Source organism: Micromonospora sp. NPDC020750 (assembly GCF_044334565.1).
In the GTDB taxonomy this organism is placed as follows: Bacteria; Actinomycetota; Actinomycetes; order Mycobacteriales; family Micromonosporaceae; genus Micromonospora.
Map to the genome: position 1 here is coordinate 615,593 of NZ_JBIRTH010000005.1, position 17,407 is coordinate 632,999.

Here is a 17,407-nt window from a genome sequence, read left to right on the forward strand (position 1 = left end):
ATGGGTGACATCTGACTGGACGTTTGTTTCACCTTCGCGCCAGTAGTGACCGATTTACTCGTCGGCCTCAGTAGTGCAATATGCCCGACCTTAAACCGAAACAATCGCACCCTGCCCGGCTAGAGCGTCAGCGGCCGCGCCCCCCACCCACGACCTCCGCGACATCTTCAACGCCATCCTGTACGTCAACCGCACCGGCATCGCCTGGCGCTACCTGCCCCACGACTTCCCGCCCCACGCGATGGTCTACGGCTACTTCGCCGCCTGGAGCAAAGAAGGGCGGCATTCCCGTTCCCGTCTGGCCCGCCATTTGAGTAGCGCGACAGGCCCGTCACCCGCTACGCTGCCGCACAACTGCTGGCGGCGGCGCTCGCCCGTCCATACCCGGGGTGCTCACGCCACCCGCGCGTGGTGGACGAAGGGTCTGTGGACTTGCGCACCGGGCAATCCGTGGCCGAAGGCTCTCGCGCACCCGGGCATGATGACTCGTAGCCAAAGTGTGTCCACGAACTGCCGTCCAAGCCGGCGGGATGTGCGTGAGCGCCCGCAGGATCGAGACAGCATGACGAATACCGATGTGCTCAAACGCCTGGTACGTGCACGGATGGCCTCAACTGGCGAGACCTACCAGCAGGCACTCGCCGCGATCCGAGCCGACGTGCCGCCTCATCACCTGCATGCACCCGACGGCGACATCTGCGTCGGGCGTTGCCGGTCGACCTTTCTGGCAGCTGCCGACGCCGGGCACGATGGCGGGTCAATGGTCGACTGCGCGCACTGCCCCGGCGCGGTGTGCCTGGAGTGCGGCCGGGCGGCCGTCGAGGAAGCATTCGGGCGCTGCCTTCCATGCAATCAGGGCGTTGACAGGATGGCTCGCAACCAGCGACTTGCCCAGCGGTGCGGCGGGCGTGCCTGCATTTCCGGCGATCAGCTTGGTGATACCGGCGACTTCGCGTTCACGATCTGTGGGGCGTGCGACGAGGCGATCTGCCATGACTGCGGCCAGCAGCCTGTGGAGCACCCGGCCACGTTGTGCGACATCTGCAACGCCCACTCTCCGTACGAGGGAGTCTGGGACGAGAGAGACGATCGCCGCAGGCAGTTACAACGGCTTGAATACCTTGCCGGGCTGGTCGTCAAGCTCGGCGGCGGGACATACCGTGAGGTGTACCGAGCGCTGGGCTGGACGCTGGGTCCCGGCTGGCGGGACAGCGCCAGCTACGACGACCTGCACCGCGCGACCACCTACGCCGAGGAGTGGGCTTTCCGTCTTCGTACGGGTGGCCGCCCCTCACGCCCTTTGCAGGGCGAGTAGATCGGGAACAGCTGTTCACTAACGACGATCGGCAAGCCTTGGCGGAGCCGCAGTGGTCGGCGACAGCGCTGTGCGCCCGGTGGTCGATGATGATCGGCGGCGACGGTGGCACCGCCTCGCTGTTGCGCGACACGGCGTTCGCGCCGACCCGGCGATACATGGCGGTGGTCGACCGCCAGTTCCCGAAGCCAGCCGCCGATGACCGCCTCGCATTCGTGGCCCGGCTGGCGGCTGACCAGGTCCTCGGAAAGCGGCGACGTCGAAGCGCACAACGTGCCGGCCACCGGCAAACGCTGCTACGTTCTGCCGTCAAGAGGCTGCTCCAGGCCGAGACGAGCCACAGTGTCGCCGCTGGCCAAACGGGTCTACGTCCACCCGACAGCAGCCACCTCAAGGTGGCCGCCGACCACCTCGAGACAGGGCTGTTCGGGTGACGCCAGGACCACAGATTGAAACAGTACGAGCGTACGTGAGACGGAACAGCGAAAGAGCCCTGATCCGAGTACGTGAATCAAGGCTCTGACCTGCTGCAACTCTGTCGGGACGGCCGGATTCGAACCGACGACCCCTTGACCCCCAGTCAAGTGCGCTACCAAGCTGCGCCACGTCCCGATTGCCCCCGCGCGGTGTTCTTTTCTCCCTGCGACAGCCGGTACAGCTTAGCGCACGATCTTCCCCACACACGCATCGGCCCCCGCCCGCCTCCGCCACCTCACACCCCCTAAAAGCGTCCTAGGAGGATAGGGTGGGAGGGGAGGACGGAGAAGCCGGGCGGGGTCGCGTGCCCCGCCCGGCTTCAGGTCCTGCAGATGAGGGTCAGCCGTGCGCCTTGCCCCGGCCCCCCGGGCCGAGCTTCTTGCGCGGGCGTACCGAGATCTCCACCGGGCTGCCCTCGAAGCCGAACTCCTCGCGGAGCTTGCGCTCGACGAAGCGCTGGTAGCCAGCGTCCAGGGGCGCGGTGGTGAAGAGCACGAACCGCGGCGGGGCGACGCCCGCCTGGGTACGGAGAAGCCGGGCGGGGTCGCGTGCCCCGCCCGGCTTCAGGTCCTGCGGATGAGGGTCAGCCGTGCGCCTTGCCCCGGCCCCCCGGGCCGAGCTTCTTGCGCGGGCGTACCGAGATCTCCACCGGGCTGCCCTCGAAGCCGAACTCCTCGCGGAGCTTGCGCTCGACGAAGCGCTGGTAGCCAGCGTCTAGGGGCGCGGTGGTGAAGAGCACGAACCGCGGCGGGGCGACGCCCGCCTGGGTGGCGAAGAGGATCTTCGGCGCCCGGCCGCCGCGGATCGGGTGCGGGGTGGCCTGCACCAACGCGGTCAGCCACTGGTTGAGCTGGGCGGTCGGCACCCGGGTCTCCCAGCTCGCCAAAGCCTTGCGCAGCGACGGGGCGAGCTTGTCGACCGCGCGGCCGGTCATCGCCGACAGGTTGAGCCGCAGCGCCCACGGGATGCGGCGCAGCTCCCGCTCGATCTCCTTGTCCAGGTAGTACCGGCGGTCGCCGTCGACCAGGTCCCACTTGTTGAAGGCGATCACCAGCGCCCGGCCGGACTCGGTGACCATGGCCAGGATCCGCTGGTCCTGCTCGCTGATCGGCTCGCTGGAGTCGAGCAGCACCACCGCCACCTCGGCGGCCTCGATCGCCCCGGCAGTCCGCAGGCTGGCGTAGTACTCGGTGCCGCTGGCCCTGCCGACCCGCTTGCGCAACCCGGCCGTGTCCACCAGCTGCCAGGTCTCCCCGCCGATGGTGACCAGGCTGTCCACCGGGTCGACGGTGGTGCCGGCGACCGAGTCGACGACCGCCCGCTCCTCGCCGGAGAACCGGTTGAGCAGGCTGGACTTGCCGACGTTGGGCCGGCCGACGAGCGCCACCCGGCGCGGGCCGCGCGGGCGGTTCTCCACGATCGCCGGCGCCTCGGGCAGCGCCTGCAGGATCTTGTCGAGCAGGTCGCCGGAGCCCCGACCGTGCAGCGCGGAGACCGGGTACGGCTCGCCCAGCCCGAGCGACCAGAGCGACGTCGCCTCCATCTCGATCGAGGTGTTGTCGGCCTTGTTGGCCACCAGGATCACCGGCTTCGCACTGCGCCGCAGCATCTTCACCGCGGCCTCGTCCACGTCGGTGGGGCCCACCATGGCGTCGACCACGAACAGCACCACGTCGGCGGTGACGACGGCGATCTCGGCCTGTGCGGCGATCGCCGCGGCCCGGTCCTTCGCGTCCGGCTCCCAACCGCCGGTGTCCACCACGGTGAACGCCCGGCCGGACCACTGCGCGTCGTACGGGACCCGGTCCCGGGTCACCCCCGGAACGTCCTCCACGACCGCCTGCCGGCGACCGATGATCCGGTTTACCAGGGTGGACTTGCCGACGTTGGGACGGCCCACCACGGCCACGACCGGCACGGGGCCGGTCGACTCCTCGGCGTCGAGGTCCGGCTCGCGCAGCTCCACCCAGCCCTCGTCGGTGGTCATGCCACTCCCCGCTCGGTCAGCAGCGCGCGCAGCCGGTCGACGACCTCGTCGATGCCCAGCTCGGTGGTGTCCAGCACCATCGCGTCGGCCGCCTGCTGCAACGGGTCGGCCTTTCGGGTCGAGTCGAGCTGGTCCCGGCGGGCCAGGTCGGCCGCCGTGACGGCCACGTCGGCGGCGTCCTCGGCGCTGCGCCGCTGGGCGCGAGCCACCTCGGAGGCGGTCAGGTAGACCTTCAGGTCCGCATCCGGCGCGACGACCGAGCCGATGTCCCGGCCCTCGACCACGATCCGGCCGGCCTTGGCGATCAGCTCCCGCTGCCGGGCCACCAGCAGCGCTCGCACCGCCGGCACGGCGGCCACGGCGGAGACGGCGGTGGTGACCTCGGAACCCCGGATCTCCCGGTCGACAGTCACCCCGTCAGCGGTCACCCCGTACCCCTGTGGGTCGGTGCCGATGCGCAGGTCGACCTCGGCGGCGACCTTGCCCACCGCGGCGGCGTCGGTCAAATCGACCCCGGAACGCAGCACCGCCCAGGTGATCGCCCGGTACATCGCGCCGGTGTCCAGATAGCGGGCGTCGAGCCCGGTGGCGAGCCGCCGGGAAACGGTGGACTTACCCGAACCGGACGGCCCGTCCACAGCTATCACACAGCGCCCGGCCCGTACGTTTTCCTCCACCGTGATCCTCCTCAGCCCGTGCCTCGCGGGGCCCGGCGGCCCGTCGCAAGCGGTTGTCGTCGTCGTCAATCATGCCCACGGCCGGCATTCCGGCCGCGCGCGACGCCGTCGGTGGCGACCCACGCCACCGTTACGCCCCGCCCGGGGCGCCACGGAAGCCTACCGGTTGTGGTACCCCGCACCGCGGGGTCAGTCACCCACGGCTTTGAACAGCGCGGCGACCTCCGCGTTGGTGAGCCTGCGGGTCCGCCCGGCGCGCAGGTCGCCGAGGCGGATCGGCCCGATCGCGGTACGCACCAGCCGGGCCACCGGGTGCCCGACCTCGTCCAGCAGGCGCCGGACGATGTGCTTGCGCCCCTCGTGCAGGGTCAGCTCCACCTGGGCGGTCTTGCCCAGGGTGTCCACCAGCTTGAAGGAGTCCACCGTCACAGGGCCGTCCTCCAGCTCGATTCCGGCCGTCAGCCGCCTGCCGAGGTTGCGCGGGATCGGGCCGGCCACCTCGCACAGGTACGTCTTCGACACCCCGTACGACGGGTGCATGAGCCGGTGGGCGAGGGTGCCGTCGTTGGTGAGCAGCAGCAGGCCCTCGCTGTCCGCGTCGAGCCGCCCGACGTGGTAGACCCGCTGCTCCACCCGGTTGCTGATGAAGTCGGACAGCGCGGCGCGTCCCTTCTCGTCCGCCATGGTGGAAACCACCCCGCGCGGCTTGTTCATCGCCAGGTACACCAGGCGGACATCGGCCTGGAGGCGCTCGCCGTCGACGTGGATGACGTCGCGGGTGGGGTCGGCCCGGTCGCCGAGCTGGGCCACCCGGCCGTTCACCGTGACCTGACGGCGAAAGATCAGGTCTTCGCAGGCACGCCGGGAGCCCACGCCGGCGGCGGCCAGCACCTTCTGGAGGCGTTCGGCCCCCTCGAAGACGGGCGCGTCGGGTTTGGGGGCACGTTCATCGCGTGGCATCGGCAAGCTCTTCTACGTCGTCGGGGAGGAACGGGGCGAGCGGCGGCAGCTCGTCGACGGAGTTCAGCCCCAGCTTTTCCAGGAACATCGTGGTGGTCCGGTAGAGGAACGCCCCGCTGTCCGGTTCGGTGCCGCACTCCTCGATCAGGCCGCGGGAGACCAGCGTACGGATCACCCCGTCGCAGTTGACACCCCGGATGGCCGAGATCCGCGACCGGGTCACCGGCTGCTTGTACGCCACCACGGCCAGTGTCTCCAGCGCCGCCTGGGTCAGCCGGACCGACTGCCCGTCCAGCACGAACCGCTCGACGTACGTAGCGTATTCCGGCCGGGTGTACAGCCGCCAGCCGCCGGCTGCCCGGCGCAGCTCGAAGCCGTGCCCAGCGGCGGTGTAGCCGGCCGCGATGTCGTCGAGCACCGGGCCGATCCGCTCGGGGGACTGCTCCAGCACCTGGGCGAGGGTCAGCTCGCCGACCGGCTCGTCCACCACCAGCAGGATCGCCTCCAGCGCACCGCGCAGCTCCGCGTCGTCGAGCACCACGGCCGGGGGTGGCTCGGGTGCCCTCCGCCGGCCCCGCCTCGGCACGCCCCCCTCAGCAGCACCGCCGGCCCCGCCACCACCACCCGCCCCGCCTGCTGCGAGGGCCCCGGGGGCGGCCACGTCCTCCCCCGCTGTGCCCACGTCCTCCCCAGGTGTGCCCCCGTCGGCGCCCCTGGGCGGTTCCGCCTCCTGGAGGTGCCGATCCACGCCAGGGTCCGCTGCCGCGGCGACCCCGTCGGAGATCTTGGAGGGATTCGGCCCCTCGGGGGGCCGTCTGCTTCCAAGATCTTCCGCACTCTGGTCGGGGTCGACCGGTGCGGGGGGGTCCTGGCAGGGTTGGGCGGGGCGGTCCCAGGGTGGGATCCAGGCGGCGGCCTGGTCGGCCAGGGAGTCGCGGCGTTCCTCTTCGCTCATTCCAGTCGCTCCTCCGTCGTCGCCTCGGCCTCCGCCTCGGCCCGTGGCCCGCCCTGCGCCGCGCCGGCTCCGTCGGGCAGCACGACGACCGGATCGGGCGGCGCAGCGACCGAGTCGAGCGGCACGACGACCGGGGCGGGCGGCGCAGCGACCGGGGCGGGCAGGGTACCGGCGTACTCGTCGACGTGCAGGTCTGCGGCTCCCTCGGCGGGGCCGGTCCAGCGGACCGTCAGCTCCTCCAATGCCTGCTCCTGCACGAAGGAGACCAGGCCCTCCCGGTACAGCTCCAGCAGGGCCAGGAACCTGGCCACCACCTCCAGGGTGGCCTCGCAGTCGACGCAGAGCAGCGAGAAGGTCGCGGTGCCGGCCCGGCGCAGCCGCTCGGCGAGGATCGCGGCGTGCTCACGGACGCTGACCCGGACCATGTGCACGTGCGCGATGGACACCTCGGGCGCCGGCTTCGGGGTCATCGCCCTGACGGCGATCCGGAGCAGCCGCTCCGGTCCGATGCCGAGGACCAGGTCGGGCAGCGCCTCGGCGTACCGGGCCTCCAGGGTCACCGCCCGGGGATACCGCCGGCCACCGACCGCCTCCAGCGCGGCGATGTGCGCGGCCGCCTCCTTGTACGCCTTGTACTGCAACAGCCGGGCGAAGAGCAGGTCCCGCGCCTCCAGCAGAGCGAGGTCCTCCTCGTTCTCCACCTCGGCGGCGGGCAGCAGCCGGGCCGCCTTCAGGTCGAGCAGGGTGGCCGCGATCAGCAGGAACTCGCTGGCCTCGTCCAGGTCCCACTGGTCGCCCATGGCCCGGATGTAGGCGATGAACTCGTCGGTGACCCGGTGCAGGGCCACCTCGGTGACGTCGAGCTTGTGCTTGCCGATCAGTTGCAGCAGCAGGTCGAACGGGCCGGTGAAGTTGTCCAGCCGGACGGTGAACCCGGTCGCCGCGCCGGCGTCGACCTCGAGGGCCGCCCCAGCCCCGGCGGGCGGGAGCGTGGCGGGCGGGTCGAGGGGCGGTGCGGTCACCGGACGACCGTAGTCCACGCTCCCCGGGCCCCGGCGGGAAGGCACGCCCCTGATCGAGGGCGCACGCTGGGACGACGGCGCACGGGGCTACCGCTCCGCCTGCTGGGCGATCACCTCGCGGGCGAGCTGGCGGTAGTTGCGGGCGCCGGACGAGGCCGGGTCGAGGGTGGTGATGGGGGCACCGGCCACCGTGGACTCCGGGAACTTCACCGTCTTGGTGATGACCGTCTGGTAGACCTTGTCGCCGAAGGCCTCGACCACCCGCTGGAGCACCTGTCGGCAGTGGGTGGTGCGGCTGTCGTACATGGTGGCGAGAATGCCCTCCAACTCCAGGTCGAAGTTGAGCCGCTCGCGCACCTTGTCGATCGTGTCGAGCAGCAGGGCCACGCCCCGGAGGCTGAAGAACTCGCATTCGAGGGGGATGAGCACGCCGTGCGCGACAGTCAGCGCGTTGATCGCCAGCAGGCCCAGCGAGGGCTGGCAGTCGATCAGGACGTAGTCGTACTCCTTGCGGATCGACCTGAGCACCCGGGCCAGGGCCATCTCCCGGGCGACCTCGTTGACGAGCTGTATCTCGGCGGCGGAGAGGTCGATGTTGGCCGGCAGCAGGTGCAGGCCGGCCACGTCCGTCTTGATCAGGACGTCCTCGGCGGTGACGTCGTCCTGCATCAGCAGGTTGTAGACCGACAGGTCGAGGTTGTGCGGGTTGACCCCGAGCCCCACCGAGAGGGCGCCCTGCGGGTCGAAGTCGACCAGCAACACCTTACGGCCGTACTCGGCCAGAGCGGCGCCCAGGTTGATGGTGGTGGTGGTCTTGCCGACGCCACCCTTCTGGTTGGCCATCGCGATGATCCGGGCCGGCCCGTGCCGGTCGGTGGGCATCGGCTCGGGGATCGGCTTACGCATCGTGTAGGCCGCCGGGTCCGCCGGACCGAGCCCCGCACCGAGCGAGGCCTGCTGCTCGCGGAGCTCCGACGTCCAGGTCTCGGCACGGTCACCGTTGCCAGCCATGTCCTCGTTGCCCCCTCCCGACGACCACCCGGTGTCGGAGCCGTCCGACGTCCCTCGCGGCGCCGCGGCGCACCCCGGTCATCCACCCCGCAAGGTCCGCGCCCTGCCGACTGTACGCCACCGGCCAGCAGGGCGATCGGCACCGGTACGGCGTGTCGGCAGGTACGCCGTGCCGGTCGGGGCTGGGCCCGGCCGCGGGGCGGGAACGGGTCAGTCCCGGGCCCGGGGGTGGGCGGTGGCGTACACCTCGCGCAGCCGCTCCACGGTGACCAACGTGTAGACCTGGGTGGTGGTCACCGAGGCGTGGCCGAGCAACTCCTGCACCACCCGCACGTCGGCGCCGCCGTCGAGCAGGTGGGTGGCGTACGAGTGGCGCAGGGTGTGCGGGGAGACCGCGCCGGAGCCGGTCACCGGCAGGCCCGCCCGCTCGGCCGCCCGACGCAGGATGGTCCACGCGCCCTGCCGGGTCAACGCCGCCCCGCGCGCGTTGACGAAGACCGCCGGGGTGCCCCGGCCCGCGGCGACCAGCCCGGGGCGGGCCCGCACCAGCCAGGCGCGCAGCGCCTCGACGGCGTACCCGCCGACCGGCACGAGGCGGGTCCGGCCGCCCTTGCCGCGCAGCAGCACCGTCCCCTCGGCGGCGTCCAGGTCGTCCACGGCGGCGCCGACGGCCTCGGAGATGCGCGCCCCGGTGCCGTACAGGAACTCCAGCAGCGCCCGGTCGCGCAACGCGAGCGCGGCGCCCTCGCCGGTGGCGGCCACCGACCCGGCGGTCTCCAGCAGCCGGACGACCTGGTCGACGGCGAGCGCCCGGGGCAGCCGGCGCGGCGGGGCCGGTGGCCGGACGTCGCGGCTCGGGTCCGCGCCGGCCAGCCCCTCGCGCAGCGCGAAGCGGTGCAGGCCGCGCACGGCGCTGGCCGCCCGGGCCGCCGAGGAGACGGCGAGCGGCGGGTGGCAGTCGTCGCCGGCGCGCAGCCGGGCCAGGTGCGCCTCGACCTGGCCGGCGTCCACGGCGGCCAGGTCGGCGACGCCGGCCGCGGCGAGCGTCGCGAGGTAGCGCTCCAGGTCCCGACGGTACGACGACAGCGTGTTCGCGGACAGGCCACGTTCGACGGTGAGGTGGTCGAGGTAGCCGCGCACGGCGCGACGCAGGGCCGGTGCGGGCTCCTCGCCCGGACCGGCCCCGTCGGTCGTCGCGCCCCGCGCGTCGTCGGTCAGGCCAGCACCTCGTCCAGCGGCAGGGCCGGCAGGCCGTGCGCCTCGGCGACCGGACCGTAGACGACCCGCCCGCCGTGGGTGTTCAGGCCCAGCGCCAGGGCCGGGTCGCGGCGCAGCGCGTCGCGCCAGTCCCGGTTGGCCAGCTCCAGCGCGTACGGCAGGGTGACGTTGGTCAGCGCGTAGGTGCTCGTGTGCGGCACCGCGCCGGGCATGTTCGCCACACAGTAGAAGATCGACTCGTGCACCTGGTACGTCGGCTCGGCGTGCGTGGTGGGGCGGGAGTCCTCGAAGCAGCCGCCCTGGTCGATGGAGATGTCGACCAGCACGCTGCCCGGCTTCATCCGGGAGACCAGTTCGTTGGAGATCAGCGTCGGGGCCTTCGCGCCGGGCACCAGCACCGCGCCGATGACCAGGTCTGCGTCGAGCACAGCCCGTTCGATCTCGTACGCGTTGGAGGCGACCGTCTGCAGGTGGCCCCGGTAGATGGCGTCCGCCTGGCGCAGTCGGGCGACGTTCTTGTCCAGCAGCAGCACCTCGGCCTGTAGGCCGAGCGCGATCGCGGCGGCGTTCATCCCGGACACGCCGGCGCCGATGACCACGGTCTTCGCCGCGTACACCCCGGAGACGCCGCCCATCAGGATGCCGCGCCCGCCGCCCTGCCGCTGGAGGTGGTACGCGCCGACCTGCGGGGCGAGCCGACCGGCCACCTCGGACATCGGGGCGAGCAGCGGCAGCGACCGGTCGGGAAGCTCGACGGTCTCGTACGCGATGCCGGTGACCTTCCGGTCGATCAGCGCGTCGGTGCACGCCTTGGACGCGGCCAGGTGCAGGTAGGTGAACAGCACCTGCCCCTCGCGCATCCGGTGGTACTCCTCGGCGATCGGCTCCTTGACCTTGAGCACCAGCTCGGCGGCCTCCCACACCTCGTCGGCGGTGGCCAGGATCTTCGCCCCGGCCGCGGCGAACTCGTCGTCGGTGATGCTGGACCCGACACCGGCGCCGGACTCGACGAAGACCTGATGACCGCTGCGGGTGAACTCGTTGACGCCCGCGGGCGTGATCGCCACCCGGTACTCGTGGTTCTTGATCTCGCGGGGGATTCCGACCTTCACGATGCAGACACCTCTCTTCGGGGCGTCCCACCCCGACCGCACGGTGCGCGGCGGCTCCGTTGCCGCCCCGGTCCACCGGTCCCGTCGGCGGCAGTCTAGGCGCGCCGTCCGCCGCGCAGCGCCGACACTGTGGCATCCGGTCCCCACCGGTGCTGACGATGTGTCAGGCATAGACAGAACCAATGGCGGAGGACATCTCAGCCATCAGGACACATTCGACCCCGATTTTCCCATGGGGCGGACGGCGGTACGGACAGGACGCGGGTGGATCACTAGGGTGTCGCCCCATGACCACTCCTTATCAGCAGTACCCGCAGGGCGGCGTCTCCGACAAGAGCAAGCTCGTCGCGGGCCTCCTCGGCATCTTCCTCGGCACCTTCGGCGCCGGGCGTTTCTACATGGGCGACACCAAGACCGGCGTGATCCAGCTCGTCGTGAGCCTGGTGACCTGCGGCGCCGGCGGCATCTGGGGCCTCATCGACGGCATCCTGATCCTGGTCAACGGCGGCGTCGACGGGCAGGGTCGCCCGCTGCGCGACTGACGTTCGACAGCGACGGAGAGGGGCCGTGCGGCGAACCGCACGGCCCCTCTCCTCGTCGTACCCGGCGGCCGGGCCCCGACTCCACCGGCCCCGGTGAAAGGCCCCTGGTCACGGGCCGCCGGCCGGCCCGGCGGCCCGGCCGCTCAGCGCGGCAGCGGCGCGTCCGGGCGGCGCAGCACCGACCAGCCGGTGTCCCGGGCGCGGGCGGCGGCCAGCAGCCCGGCCACGGCGGACGCGTTGGTGATCTCCCCGGCCAGCACCATCCGCACCGCCTCGTCCAGGTCGACCCGGATGACCTGGAGGTCCGCCTCCTCCTCGCTGCGCCGGTGGCGCCGCTCGGCGGGCACGTCGGCCAGGTCCCGGGCCAGGAAGACCCGGACCACCTCGTCGGTGAAGCCGGGCGAGCTGTGCAGGTCGACCAGCACGTCGACCGTGCCGGCGGTGAGGTCGACCTCCTCGGCCAGCTCGCGGGCCGCCGCGCCGGCCAGGTCCTCCCCCGAGACGTCCGTCAGGCCGGCCGGCAGCTCCCACAGGTGCCGGCCGACGGGGTGGCGGTACTGCCGGATCAGCACCACCTGGCCGGCATCGTCCACCGCCACGACGGCCACCGCGCCGACGTGCCTGACGTAGTCGCGGGCGGAGGTGCCGCCGCCGGGCATGGTGACCTCGTCGGTGACCACGGAGAAGATCCGCCCGGCCCAGACCTGCCGCCGCCCGGTCACCTCGTAACGGTGCTCCACGGCGCTCACGACGCCGACGCCGGCTTCTTCTCGGCGGCCGCTCCGCCGTTGCGGTCGGCCCGGCGGGCCGCCTCCTCCACCGCCGGGGCGGCGTCCAGGTTGACCGGTAGCTGGTCGGCCTCGGAGTACGTCACGGCGGCCTTCACGAACGCCGCGAACAGCGGGTGCGGCCGGGTCGGCCGGCTCTTCAGCTCGGGGTGCGCCTGGGTCGCCACGAAGAACGGGTGCAGGGCGCGGTCCAGCTCGACGAACTCGACCAGCCGGCCGTCCGGGGACGTGCCGGAGATGGCCAGCCCGGCCTTGGTGAGCTGGTCACGGTAGGCGTTGTTCACCTCGTACCGGTGCCGGTGCCGCTCACTGACCTCGGTGCTGCCGTACGCCTCGGCGACCAGCGAGCCCTCGGCGAGCGTCGCCGGGTACGCGCCGAGCCGCATGGTGCCGCCCAGGTCGCCCCGGCCGGCGACGATGTCCTCCTGGTCGGCCATCGTGGCGATGACCGGGTGCGCGGCCTCCTCGTCGAACTCCAGCGAGTTCGCCCCGTCCAGGCCGGCGAGGTGGCGGGCCACCTCGATGGTCATGCACTGCAGGCCGAGGCACAGGCCGAGCAGGGGCACGCCGTTCTCCCGGGCGTACCGGGCGGTGCCGATCTTGCCCTCGATGCCGCGCACCCCGAAGCCGCCGGGGATGACGATGCCGTCCACGCCGGCCAGGGCCGCCGCCGCGCCGGCCGGGGTGACGCAGTCGTCGCTGGGCACCCAGCGCAGCTGCACCCGGGCCCGGTGGCCGAAGCCGGCCGCCCGGATCGCCTCGCTGACCGACAGGTACGCGTCGGGCAGGTCGACGTACTTGCCGACCACCGCCACCGTCACCGTGTGGCGCGGCTGGTGCACGCGGTCCAGCAGGTCGTCCCAGCTGGCCCAGTCGACGTCGCGGAAGGACAGGCCGAGTCGGCGCACCACGTACGCGTCCAGGCCCTCCCGGTGCAGCACCTTCGGGATGTTGTAGATGCTCGGCGCGTCCGGGGCGGCGACGACCGCCTCCCGGTCCACGTCGCAGTAGAGCGAGAGCTTCTCCTTGAGCTTGTCCGGGATCTCCCGGTCGCAGCGCAGCACGATCGCGTCCGGCTGGATGCCGATGTTGCGCAGCTGGGCCACCGAGTGCTGGGTCGGCTTGGTCTTCAGCTCCCCCGACGGGGCCAGGTACGGCACCAGGGAGACGTGCAGGTAGAAGCAGTTGTCCCGGCCCAGGTCGTGGCGGACCTGCCGGATCGCCTCGAGGAACGGCAGCGACTCGATGTCGCCGACGGTGCCGCCGACCTCGGTGATCACCACGTCCGGAGCCTGGCCGTCGCCGTCCGGGTCGGCCATGCCGAGGATCCGCGCCTTGATCTCGTTGGTGATGTGCGGGATGACCTGGACGGTGTCGCCCAGGTACTCGCCGCGCCGCTCCTTGGCGATCACCTCGGAGTAGATCTGGCCGGTGGTGACGTTCGCCTTGCCGGACAGGTTCCGGTCCAGGAAACGCTCGTAGTGCCCGACGTCCAGGTCGGTCTCGGCGCCGTCCTCGGTGACGAACACCTCGCCGTGCTGAAACGGGTTCATCGTCCCTGGGTCGACGTTGAGGTAGGGGTCGAGCTTCTGCATCACCACGCGCAGCCCGCGCGCGCTCAGCAGACTGCCAAGGCTGGAGGCGGTGAGGCCCTTACCCAGCGAGGAGGCGACTCCCCCGGTGACGAAAATGTGCCTGGTCGTCCGTGCTGAAGGGGCCAAGGCCTGCTCCCGTGTCGTCCGTCGCGGTCGTGCAGACCGCCGTGCCGATCAGCAAAGTGATCACGCGATCCACGGGATTCCACGCTAACACCTCCCCGGGCCGGACCCGCAGGCCGCACCCGAGGTCCCCCGCCCGGGCAGCCCCGGGGGTCAGGCCGTCGCGACCTCGGTTGACGCGCGGGCGTCCCGATCCGGCGTGCATCGGGCCGGGTCAGCACCACCGGCGTCGCCGGCCGGGCGGTCCGGTGCCGGGCCGGCGGCCTGGGCCGCCGCCGCGTCCGGGCGGCCACGGCCCGGGGTTCGCGCGGACCCGGCGGAGCGGCCGTTGGCCGGGCCGCCGTCGGCCGGCTGGGTCCGGTCGGTGGAGTGGTCGAGCACCCGCAGCGCCGCGAGGGCCGCCATCGGCACCACCAGCGCGCCGGCGGCCCCGGCGACGTCGAGGGCGGAGCCGCTGAGCAACCCACCGATGACGGCGGCCACCGCCGTGCCGGCCATCGCGGCCCGCATCGCCGGGTAGATGCCGAACAGCCGCATCAGCCCGCCCCACGGCTGGAGCAACGCGAACCAGACCAGCAGGGCGCCGGCCAGGGCCAGCACGGTCAGCGGGCTGTTGACCAGCGTCTCGAAGTTGGCGCCGCCGGACCGGTGCACGGTCAGCCCGCCGGTGCCGTCGCCGACGGCGGCGAGGAACCGGCCGAGGCTGCCCCGCTCGGTGGCCGGCCGGCGCAGGTCGATCACCGCGTAACCGATGGTGAGGGCCAACCCGGCCATGGTGGCCCAGACCAGCCGGCTGACCGTCAGCCAGCCGCCGGTGCTGATCGCCGCGGCCACGCTCACCCCGGCGGTCAGCGCGATCGCGCCGATCGAGTCCGTCCCCAGGTACGGGCTGCCGACCACCACCACGGCGAGCCCGCCGACGGCGACCACCACCATGGGCCGCCACTGGCGGCGAACCCGCTGGGCCAGCCAGCCGGCGCAGAGCAGCGACCCGGCGATGAACACGCCGAGCCCGACGGTGCCCAGGCCGGCGAACCGGCCGCCCTGCAGGGCCGAGTAGCCGACCACCCCGTTGAGCTGCAACCGGGCCCCGGTGAGCACGTCGGCGGCGACGACGAGGGTGGCCAGGCCGGCGACCGCGCCGAGTGGGCCGAGCGTCGAGGCGTGCCCGGGGGCGAACCGGACGGCGGCGGTTCCCCCGACCACCAGCAGCGCCGTCACGATGGCGAACCACCAGCCGGCGTGGTCGCCGCGCCACCACGGCACGATGTCGGCGAGCAGGGCCGCCGGCACGGCCAGGGCGACGGCGACGAGCAGCAGCTCCACGGTCGCCACCACCCGCCGGGGCACCGGCTTCGGGCCGACCGGCCCGGCGTGCCGGCGGGCGCGGCGCAGCAGGGGAAGCACCGCGAGGGCGAGCAACACCTGCGCGCCGGCGAGCAGGGCGAAGAACCAGCCGGCGACCCACCGCTGGGCAGCGGACTCCCGGTCGGCGTCGGCCGGTGCGGCGAGCGCGGCCGGCAGATCCGCCGGCCGGCCGCCGACGGTGACCGCGGGCCGGCCGAGGAACAGCCGCTCCGGCATCGGCCGGCCGAGCGCGGCGAGGGCGGTCGGCGCCAGGTCGACCAATTGCAGGTAGCCTTCCCGCCCGGTGGTGGGCGAGGTGAGCCAACCCCGCTCCCAGCCGGGGCCGTCGGCGACGGCGACGTGCAGCCGAGACGGCAGGCCGGTGTCGGAGACCCCGGCGACCAGCACCAGGGAGCGCGGGGGCCGGGCGGCGAGCACCCGGGCCAGGTCGGCGTCCGCCCGGCGGGCCTGCTCCGCCCGGGCTGCCGGGTCCTCGCCGGAGACGGCACCGAGGTCGACGATGCTCAGCACGCAGGAGCCGAGCAGCGGGGCCGGGTCGTCGGGCAGCCGCGCGGCGTACCGGTCGACCCGGCCGAACGGGCGGGCCGCGGCCACCGCCGCGCCGGGGCCGACCGCGACCGAGCAACGCACCGACTCGGACAGCGCGCCGGGCACCGCGCCCCAGGACCGGCGCTGCTGGTTGTACTGCACGACGCGCCCCTGGTCGGGCAGGTTCGCGCCGATGCCGTCGGGCTGCTCCACGGTCACCCCGACGGACGGGCAGGCACCCGTGCCGCGGCTGCCGTTCCAGGCGGCGAAGTTGCCGGCGCCGAGGGTGAGCCAACCGTCGACGGGGCAGGTGGGCCGGTGCGCGGAGCGCACCGACAGGGAGCCGATCGAGCCTTCCTGCGCCATCCGCCACAGCGTCGGGGTGGCCTGCGGGTCCACGTCGTCCCAGCGCAGGCCCGCCACCCCGGCCAGCACCACGAAGTCGGCGGTGCGTTTGGGGGCCTCGCCGGTCGGCCGCGCGGCGAGGGCGGCGACGCCGAGGACCACGACCATCAGGGTCAGCAGCGCCGGCGTTACTCTGCGCAGCATCAACGGCGTCCCGTCGACGGGGTGTCGGGGGTGGCCGGGCCGGCCGCGTCGGAGGCCAGCTCCGCGTAGAGCGCGGCCAGCTCGGCGACGGTGTCCGCCTCGGTGGGCCAGGTTCCGGCCCGGGCCACGCCGGCCCGGCCCAGGTCGGCCCGGCGGTCGGCGTCGTCGAGCAGCCCTCGCACGGCGGCGTCGAACGCGTCCACGTCGCCGGGGGGCACCAGCACGGCCGCGTCGCCGACCAGCCCCGGCAGGCCGCCGACGGCGGTCGCCACCAGGGGTACGCCGGCGTGCAGCGCCTCTTGGGCGAAGAGTTGGCGGGCCTCCCAGTCGCTGGTCACGACGGCCAGGTCGGCCCCGGCCAGCAGGTCGGCCACGTCGGTGCGGTGCCCGAGCAGGGTGACCGGGGCGCGGGCTGCGGAGACCCGGGCGGCCAGCGGCAGGTACGCCGGCCCGCTGCCGGCGATCACCACGACCGGCGGCGGGGTCCGGCCGCGCCACCGGGCGGCGGCGTCGATGAGCACGTCGTACCGCTTCTGGGGGTGCAGCCGGCCGACCGAGACGATCAGCGGCTGGTCGGCGGCCACCCCGAACTCGGCGCGGACAGCGGCCCGGCGACGGCGCGGCGCGGGTAGCGCCGGCGCGGCGACCGGGGCGAGCCGCGCGTCGGCGGCGCCGAGCGCGGCGGCCCGCTCGACCAGGTCGGTCGAGGCGCCGAGCGCGACCCGGGCGCCCCGGGCGACGACCCGCTCGGCGAGGCGGGACAGCCCGCCGCGCAACCCCCGGGCGAGGACCGCGTTGTGCCAGGTGACCACCAGTGGGGCTGCCGGCCTGGAGAGGACGGCGACCAGCCCGGCGCGCAGCCCGTGCGCGTGCAGCACGGCGACGGGCTCGGCGGCCAACGCGCGGCGCAGCGCGGCGACCGCCCGGGCGTCGGCGGGGGTGGGGCTGGCCGGGATCTCCACCGGCCGGAACCGGGCGCCCACGCCGGTGAAGTCGAACTGCTCCTCGGTGGCCGCCGGACCGCAGACCAGCACCGGGACACCCGCCTCGGCGAGCCCCCGTGCAACGGAGCGGAGGTGCTGGCCGACACCGCCGGTGCTGGAGGCGAGCAGCAGTGCCACGGTTCCGTTTGGGCGGACGTTCGGCGTCGCGTCCGTCACCGCGACCACCCCCGGCCCAC

16 protein-coding genes, 1 tRNA gene and 1 pseudogene are annotated in these 17,407 nt (G+C 73.3%); 4 read left to right on the forward strand and 14 right to left on the reverse strand.

What is annotated here, in order from left to right; genetic code table 11:
• Window positions 1-145: 145 nt before the first annotated feature.
• The 3 genes and pseudogenes from ACH4T9_RS19135 to ACH4T9_RS19145 form a co-directional block, all read left to right on the forward strand.
• A pseudogene (locus tag ACH4T9_RS19135) lies at window positions 146-280 on the forward strand (transposase); the annotation flags it as partial.
• A 282-nt stretch (window positions 281-562) separates the two neighbouring features.
• Window positions 563-1,315, forward strand: a complete 753-nt coding sequence (locus tag ACH4T9_RS19140) for a hypothetical protein (protein ID WP_396672111.1) — start codon at window positions 563-565, stop codon at window positions 1,313-1,315.
• Between the two features lie 38 nt (window positions 1,316-1,353).
• A complete protein-coding gene (locus ACH4T9_RS19145; protein ID WP_396672110.1) occupies window positions 1,354-1,749 on the forward strand; it encodes a hypothetical protein in 396 nt (131 codons plus the stop codon).
• A gap of 104 nt (window positions 1,750-1,853) precedes the next feature.
• On the opposite strand, the gene ACH4T9_RS19150 is transcribed toward ACH4T9_RS19145, so the two are convergent.
• The 10 genes from ACH4T9_RS19150 to ald form a co-directional block, all read right to left on the reverse strand.
• A tRNA-Pro gene (locus ACH4T9_RS19150) sits at window positions 1,854-1,927 on the reverse strand.
• Window positions 1,928-2,131: 204 nt separating this feature from the next.
• Complete coding sequence (locus tag ACH4T9_RS19155; RefSeq protein WP_396672546.1) at window positions 2,132-2,359, reverse strand: hypothetical protein; 228 nt, start codon at window positions 2,357-2,359, stop codon at window positions 2,132-2,134.
• A gap of 16 nt (window positions 2,360-2,375) precedes the next feature.
• Window positions 2,376-3,779: a ribosome biogenesis GTPase Der gene (der, locus tag ACH4T9_RS19160; RefSeq protein ID WP_396686844.1), complete on the reverse strand. Its 1,404-nt coding sequence runs from the start codon at window positions 3,777-3,779 to the stop codon at window positions 2,376-2,378.
• Window positions 3,776-4,456 (reverse strand): (d)CMP kinase, encoded by a 681-nt coding sequence (gene cmk, locus ACH4T9_RS19165; protein WP_396672108.1) that lies wholly within the window; start codon window positions 4,454-4,456, stop codon window positions 3,776-3,778. The genes der and cmk overlap by 4 nt, the downstream gene beginning before the upstream one ends.
• A 189-nt stretch (window positions 4,457-4,645) precedes the next feature.
• Window positions 4,646-5,416, reverse strand: coding sequence for a pseudouridine synthase (locus tag ACH4T9_RS19170; RefSeq protein WP_396672107.1), 771 nt, complete (start codon window positions 5,414-5,416; stop codon window positions 4,646-4,648).
• A complete protein-coding gene (scpB, locus tag ACH4T9_RS19175; RefSeq protein ID WP_396672106.1) occupies window positions 5,403-6,371 on the reverse strand; it encodes an SMC-Scp complex subunit ScpB in 969 nt (322 codons plus the stop codon). Before scpB ends, ACH4T9_RS19170 begins: the two co-directional genes overlap by 14 nt.
• Complete coding sequence (locus tag ACH4T9_RS19180) at window positions 6,368-7,393, reverse strand: segregation and condensation protein A (protein WP_396672105.1); 1,026 nt, start codon at window positions 7,391-7,393, stop codon at window positions 6,368-6,370. Before ACH4T9_RS19180 ends, scpB begins: the two co-directional genes overlap by 4 nt.
• 87 nt (window positions 7,394-7,480) lie before the next feature.
• The gene (locus ACH4T9_RS19185; RefSeq protein WP_387025858.1) at window positions 7,481-8,404 is read right to left on the reverse strand and encodes a ParA family protein; all 924 of its coding nucleotides are present in this window, start codon (window positions 8,402-8,404) and stop codon (window positions 7,481-7,483) included.
• 210 nt (window positions 8,405-8,614) lie between these two features.
• Window positions 8,615-9,622, reverse strand: a complete 1,008-nt coding sequence (locus ACH4T9_RS19190) for a site-specific tyrosine recombinase XerD (RefSeq protein WP_396672545.1) — start codon at window positions 9,620-9,622, stop codon at window positions 8,615-8,617.
• The gene (ald, locus tag ACH4T9_RS19195; RefSeq protein ID WP_396672104.1) at window positions 9,619-10,734 is read right to left on the reverse strand and encodes an alanine dehydrogenase; all 1,116 of its coding nucleotides are present in this window, start codon (window positions 10,732-10,734) and stop codon (window positions 9,619-9,621) included. The genes ACH4T9_RS19190 and ald overlap by 4 nt, the downstream gene beginning before the upstream one ends.
• Before the next feature lie 182 nt (window positions 10,735-10,916).
• Between ald and ACH4T9_RS19200 the strand changes: the two genes are divergently transcribed.
• Window positions 10,917-11,276 carry a TM2 domain-containing protein gene (locus tag ACH4T9_RS19200; RefSeq protein WP_396672103.1) on the forward strand — a complete coding sequence of 120 codons (360 nt, stop codon included), beginning with the start codon at window positions 10,917-10,919 and terminating at the stop codon, window positions 11,274-11,276.
• A gap of 143 nt (window positions 11,277-11,419) precedes the next feature.
• Here ACH4T9_RS19200 and ACH4T9_RS19205 read toward each other — a convergent pair whose 3' ends face one another.
• The 4 genes from ACH4T9_RS19205 to ACH4T9_RS19220 form a co-directional block, all read right to left on the reverse strand.
• Complete coding sequence (locus ACH4T9_RS19205) at window positions 11,420-12,025, reverse strand: NUDIX domain-containing protein (protein WP_396672102.1); 606 nt, start codon at window positions 12,023-12,025, stop codon at window positions 11,420-11,422.
• The gene (locus ACH4T9_RS19210; RefSeq protein WP_396672101.1) at window positions 12,022-13,785 is read right to left on the reverse strand and encodes a CTP synthase; all 1,764 of its coding nucleotides are present in this window, start codon (window positions 13,783-13,785) and stop codon (window positions 12,022-12,024) included. The genes ACH4T9_RS19205 and ACH4T9_RS19210 overlap by 4 nt, the downstream gene beginning before the upstream one ends.
• A 150-nt stretch (window positions 13,786-13,935) precedes the next feature.
• Window positions 13,936-16,227 carry a hypothetical protein gene (locus ACH4T9_RS19215; protein WP_396672100.1) on the reverse strand — a complete coding sequence of 764 codons (2,292 nt, stop codon included), beginning with the start codon at window positions 16,225-16,227 and terminating at the stop codon, window positions 13,936-13,938.
• Window positions 16,227-17,387, reverse strand: a complete 1,161-nt coding sequence (locus tag ACH4T9_RS19220; RefSeq protein ID WP_396672099.1) for a glycosyltransferase family 4 protein — start codon at window positions 17,385-17,387, stop codon at window positions 16,227-16,229. Before ACH4T9_RS19220 ends, ACH4T9_RS19215 begins: the two co-directional genes overlap by 1 nt.
• Between the last annotated feature and the right edge of the window lie 20 nt (window positions 17,388-17,407).

Excerpts from the sequence above, each read along its gene's own strand:
- ACH4T9_RS19140 (WP_396672111.1), top strand. The coding sequence starts at position 563 with ATGACGAATACCGATGTGCTCAAACGCCTGGTACGTGCACGGATGGCC.
- scpB (WP_396672106.1), bottom strand. The coding sequence starts at position 6,371 with ATGAGCGAAGAGGAACGCCGCGACTCCCTGGCCGACCAGGCCGCCGCC.
- ACH4T9_RS19185 (WP_387025858.1), bottom strand. The coding sequence starts at position 8,404 with ATGGCTGGCAACGGTGACCGTGCCGAGACCTGGACGTCGGAGCTCCGC.
- ACH4T9_RS19170 (WP_396672107.1), bottom strand. The coding sequence starts at position 5,416 with ATGCCACGCGATGAACGTGCCCCCAAACCCGACGCGCCCGTCTTCGAG.
- der (WP_396686844.1), bottom strand. The coding sequence starts at position 3,779 with ATGACCACCGACGAGGGCTGGGTGGAGCTGCGCGAGCCGGACCTCGAC.
- ACH4T9_RS19200 (WP_396672103.1), top strand. The coding sequence starts at position 10,917 with ATGGCGGAGGACATCTCAGCCATCAGGACACATTCGACCCCGATTTTC.
- ACH4T9_RS19215 (WP_396672100.1), bottom strand. The coding sequence starts at position 16,227 with ATGCTGCGCAGAGTAACGCCGGCGCTGCTGACCCTGATGGTCGTGGTC.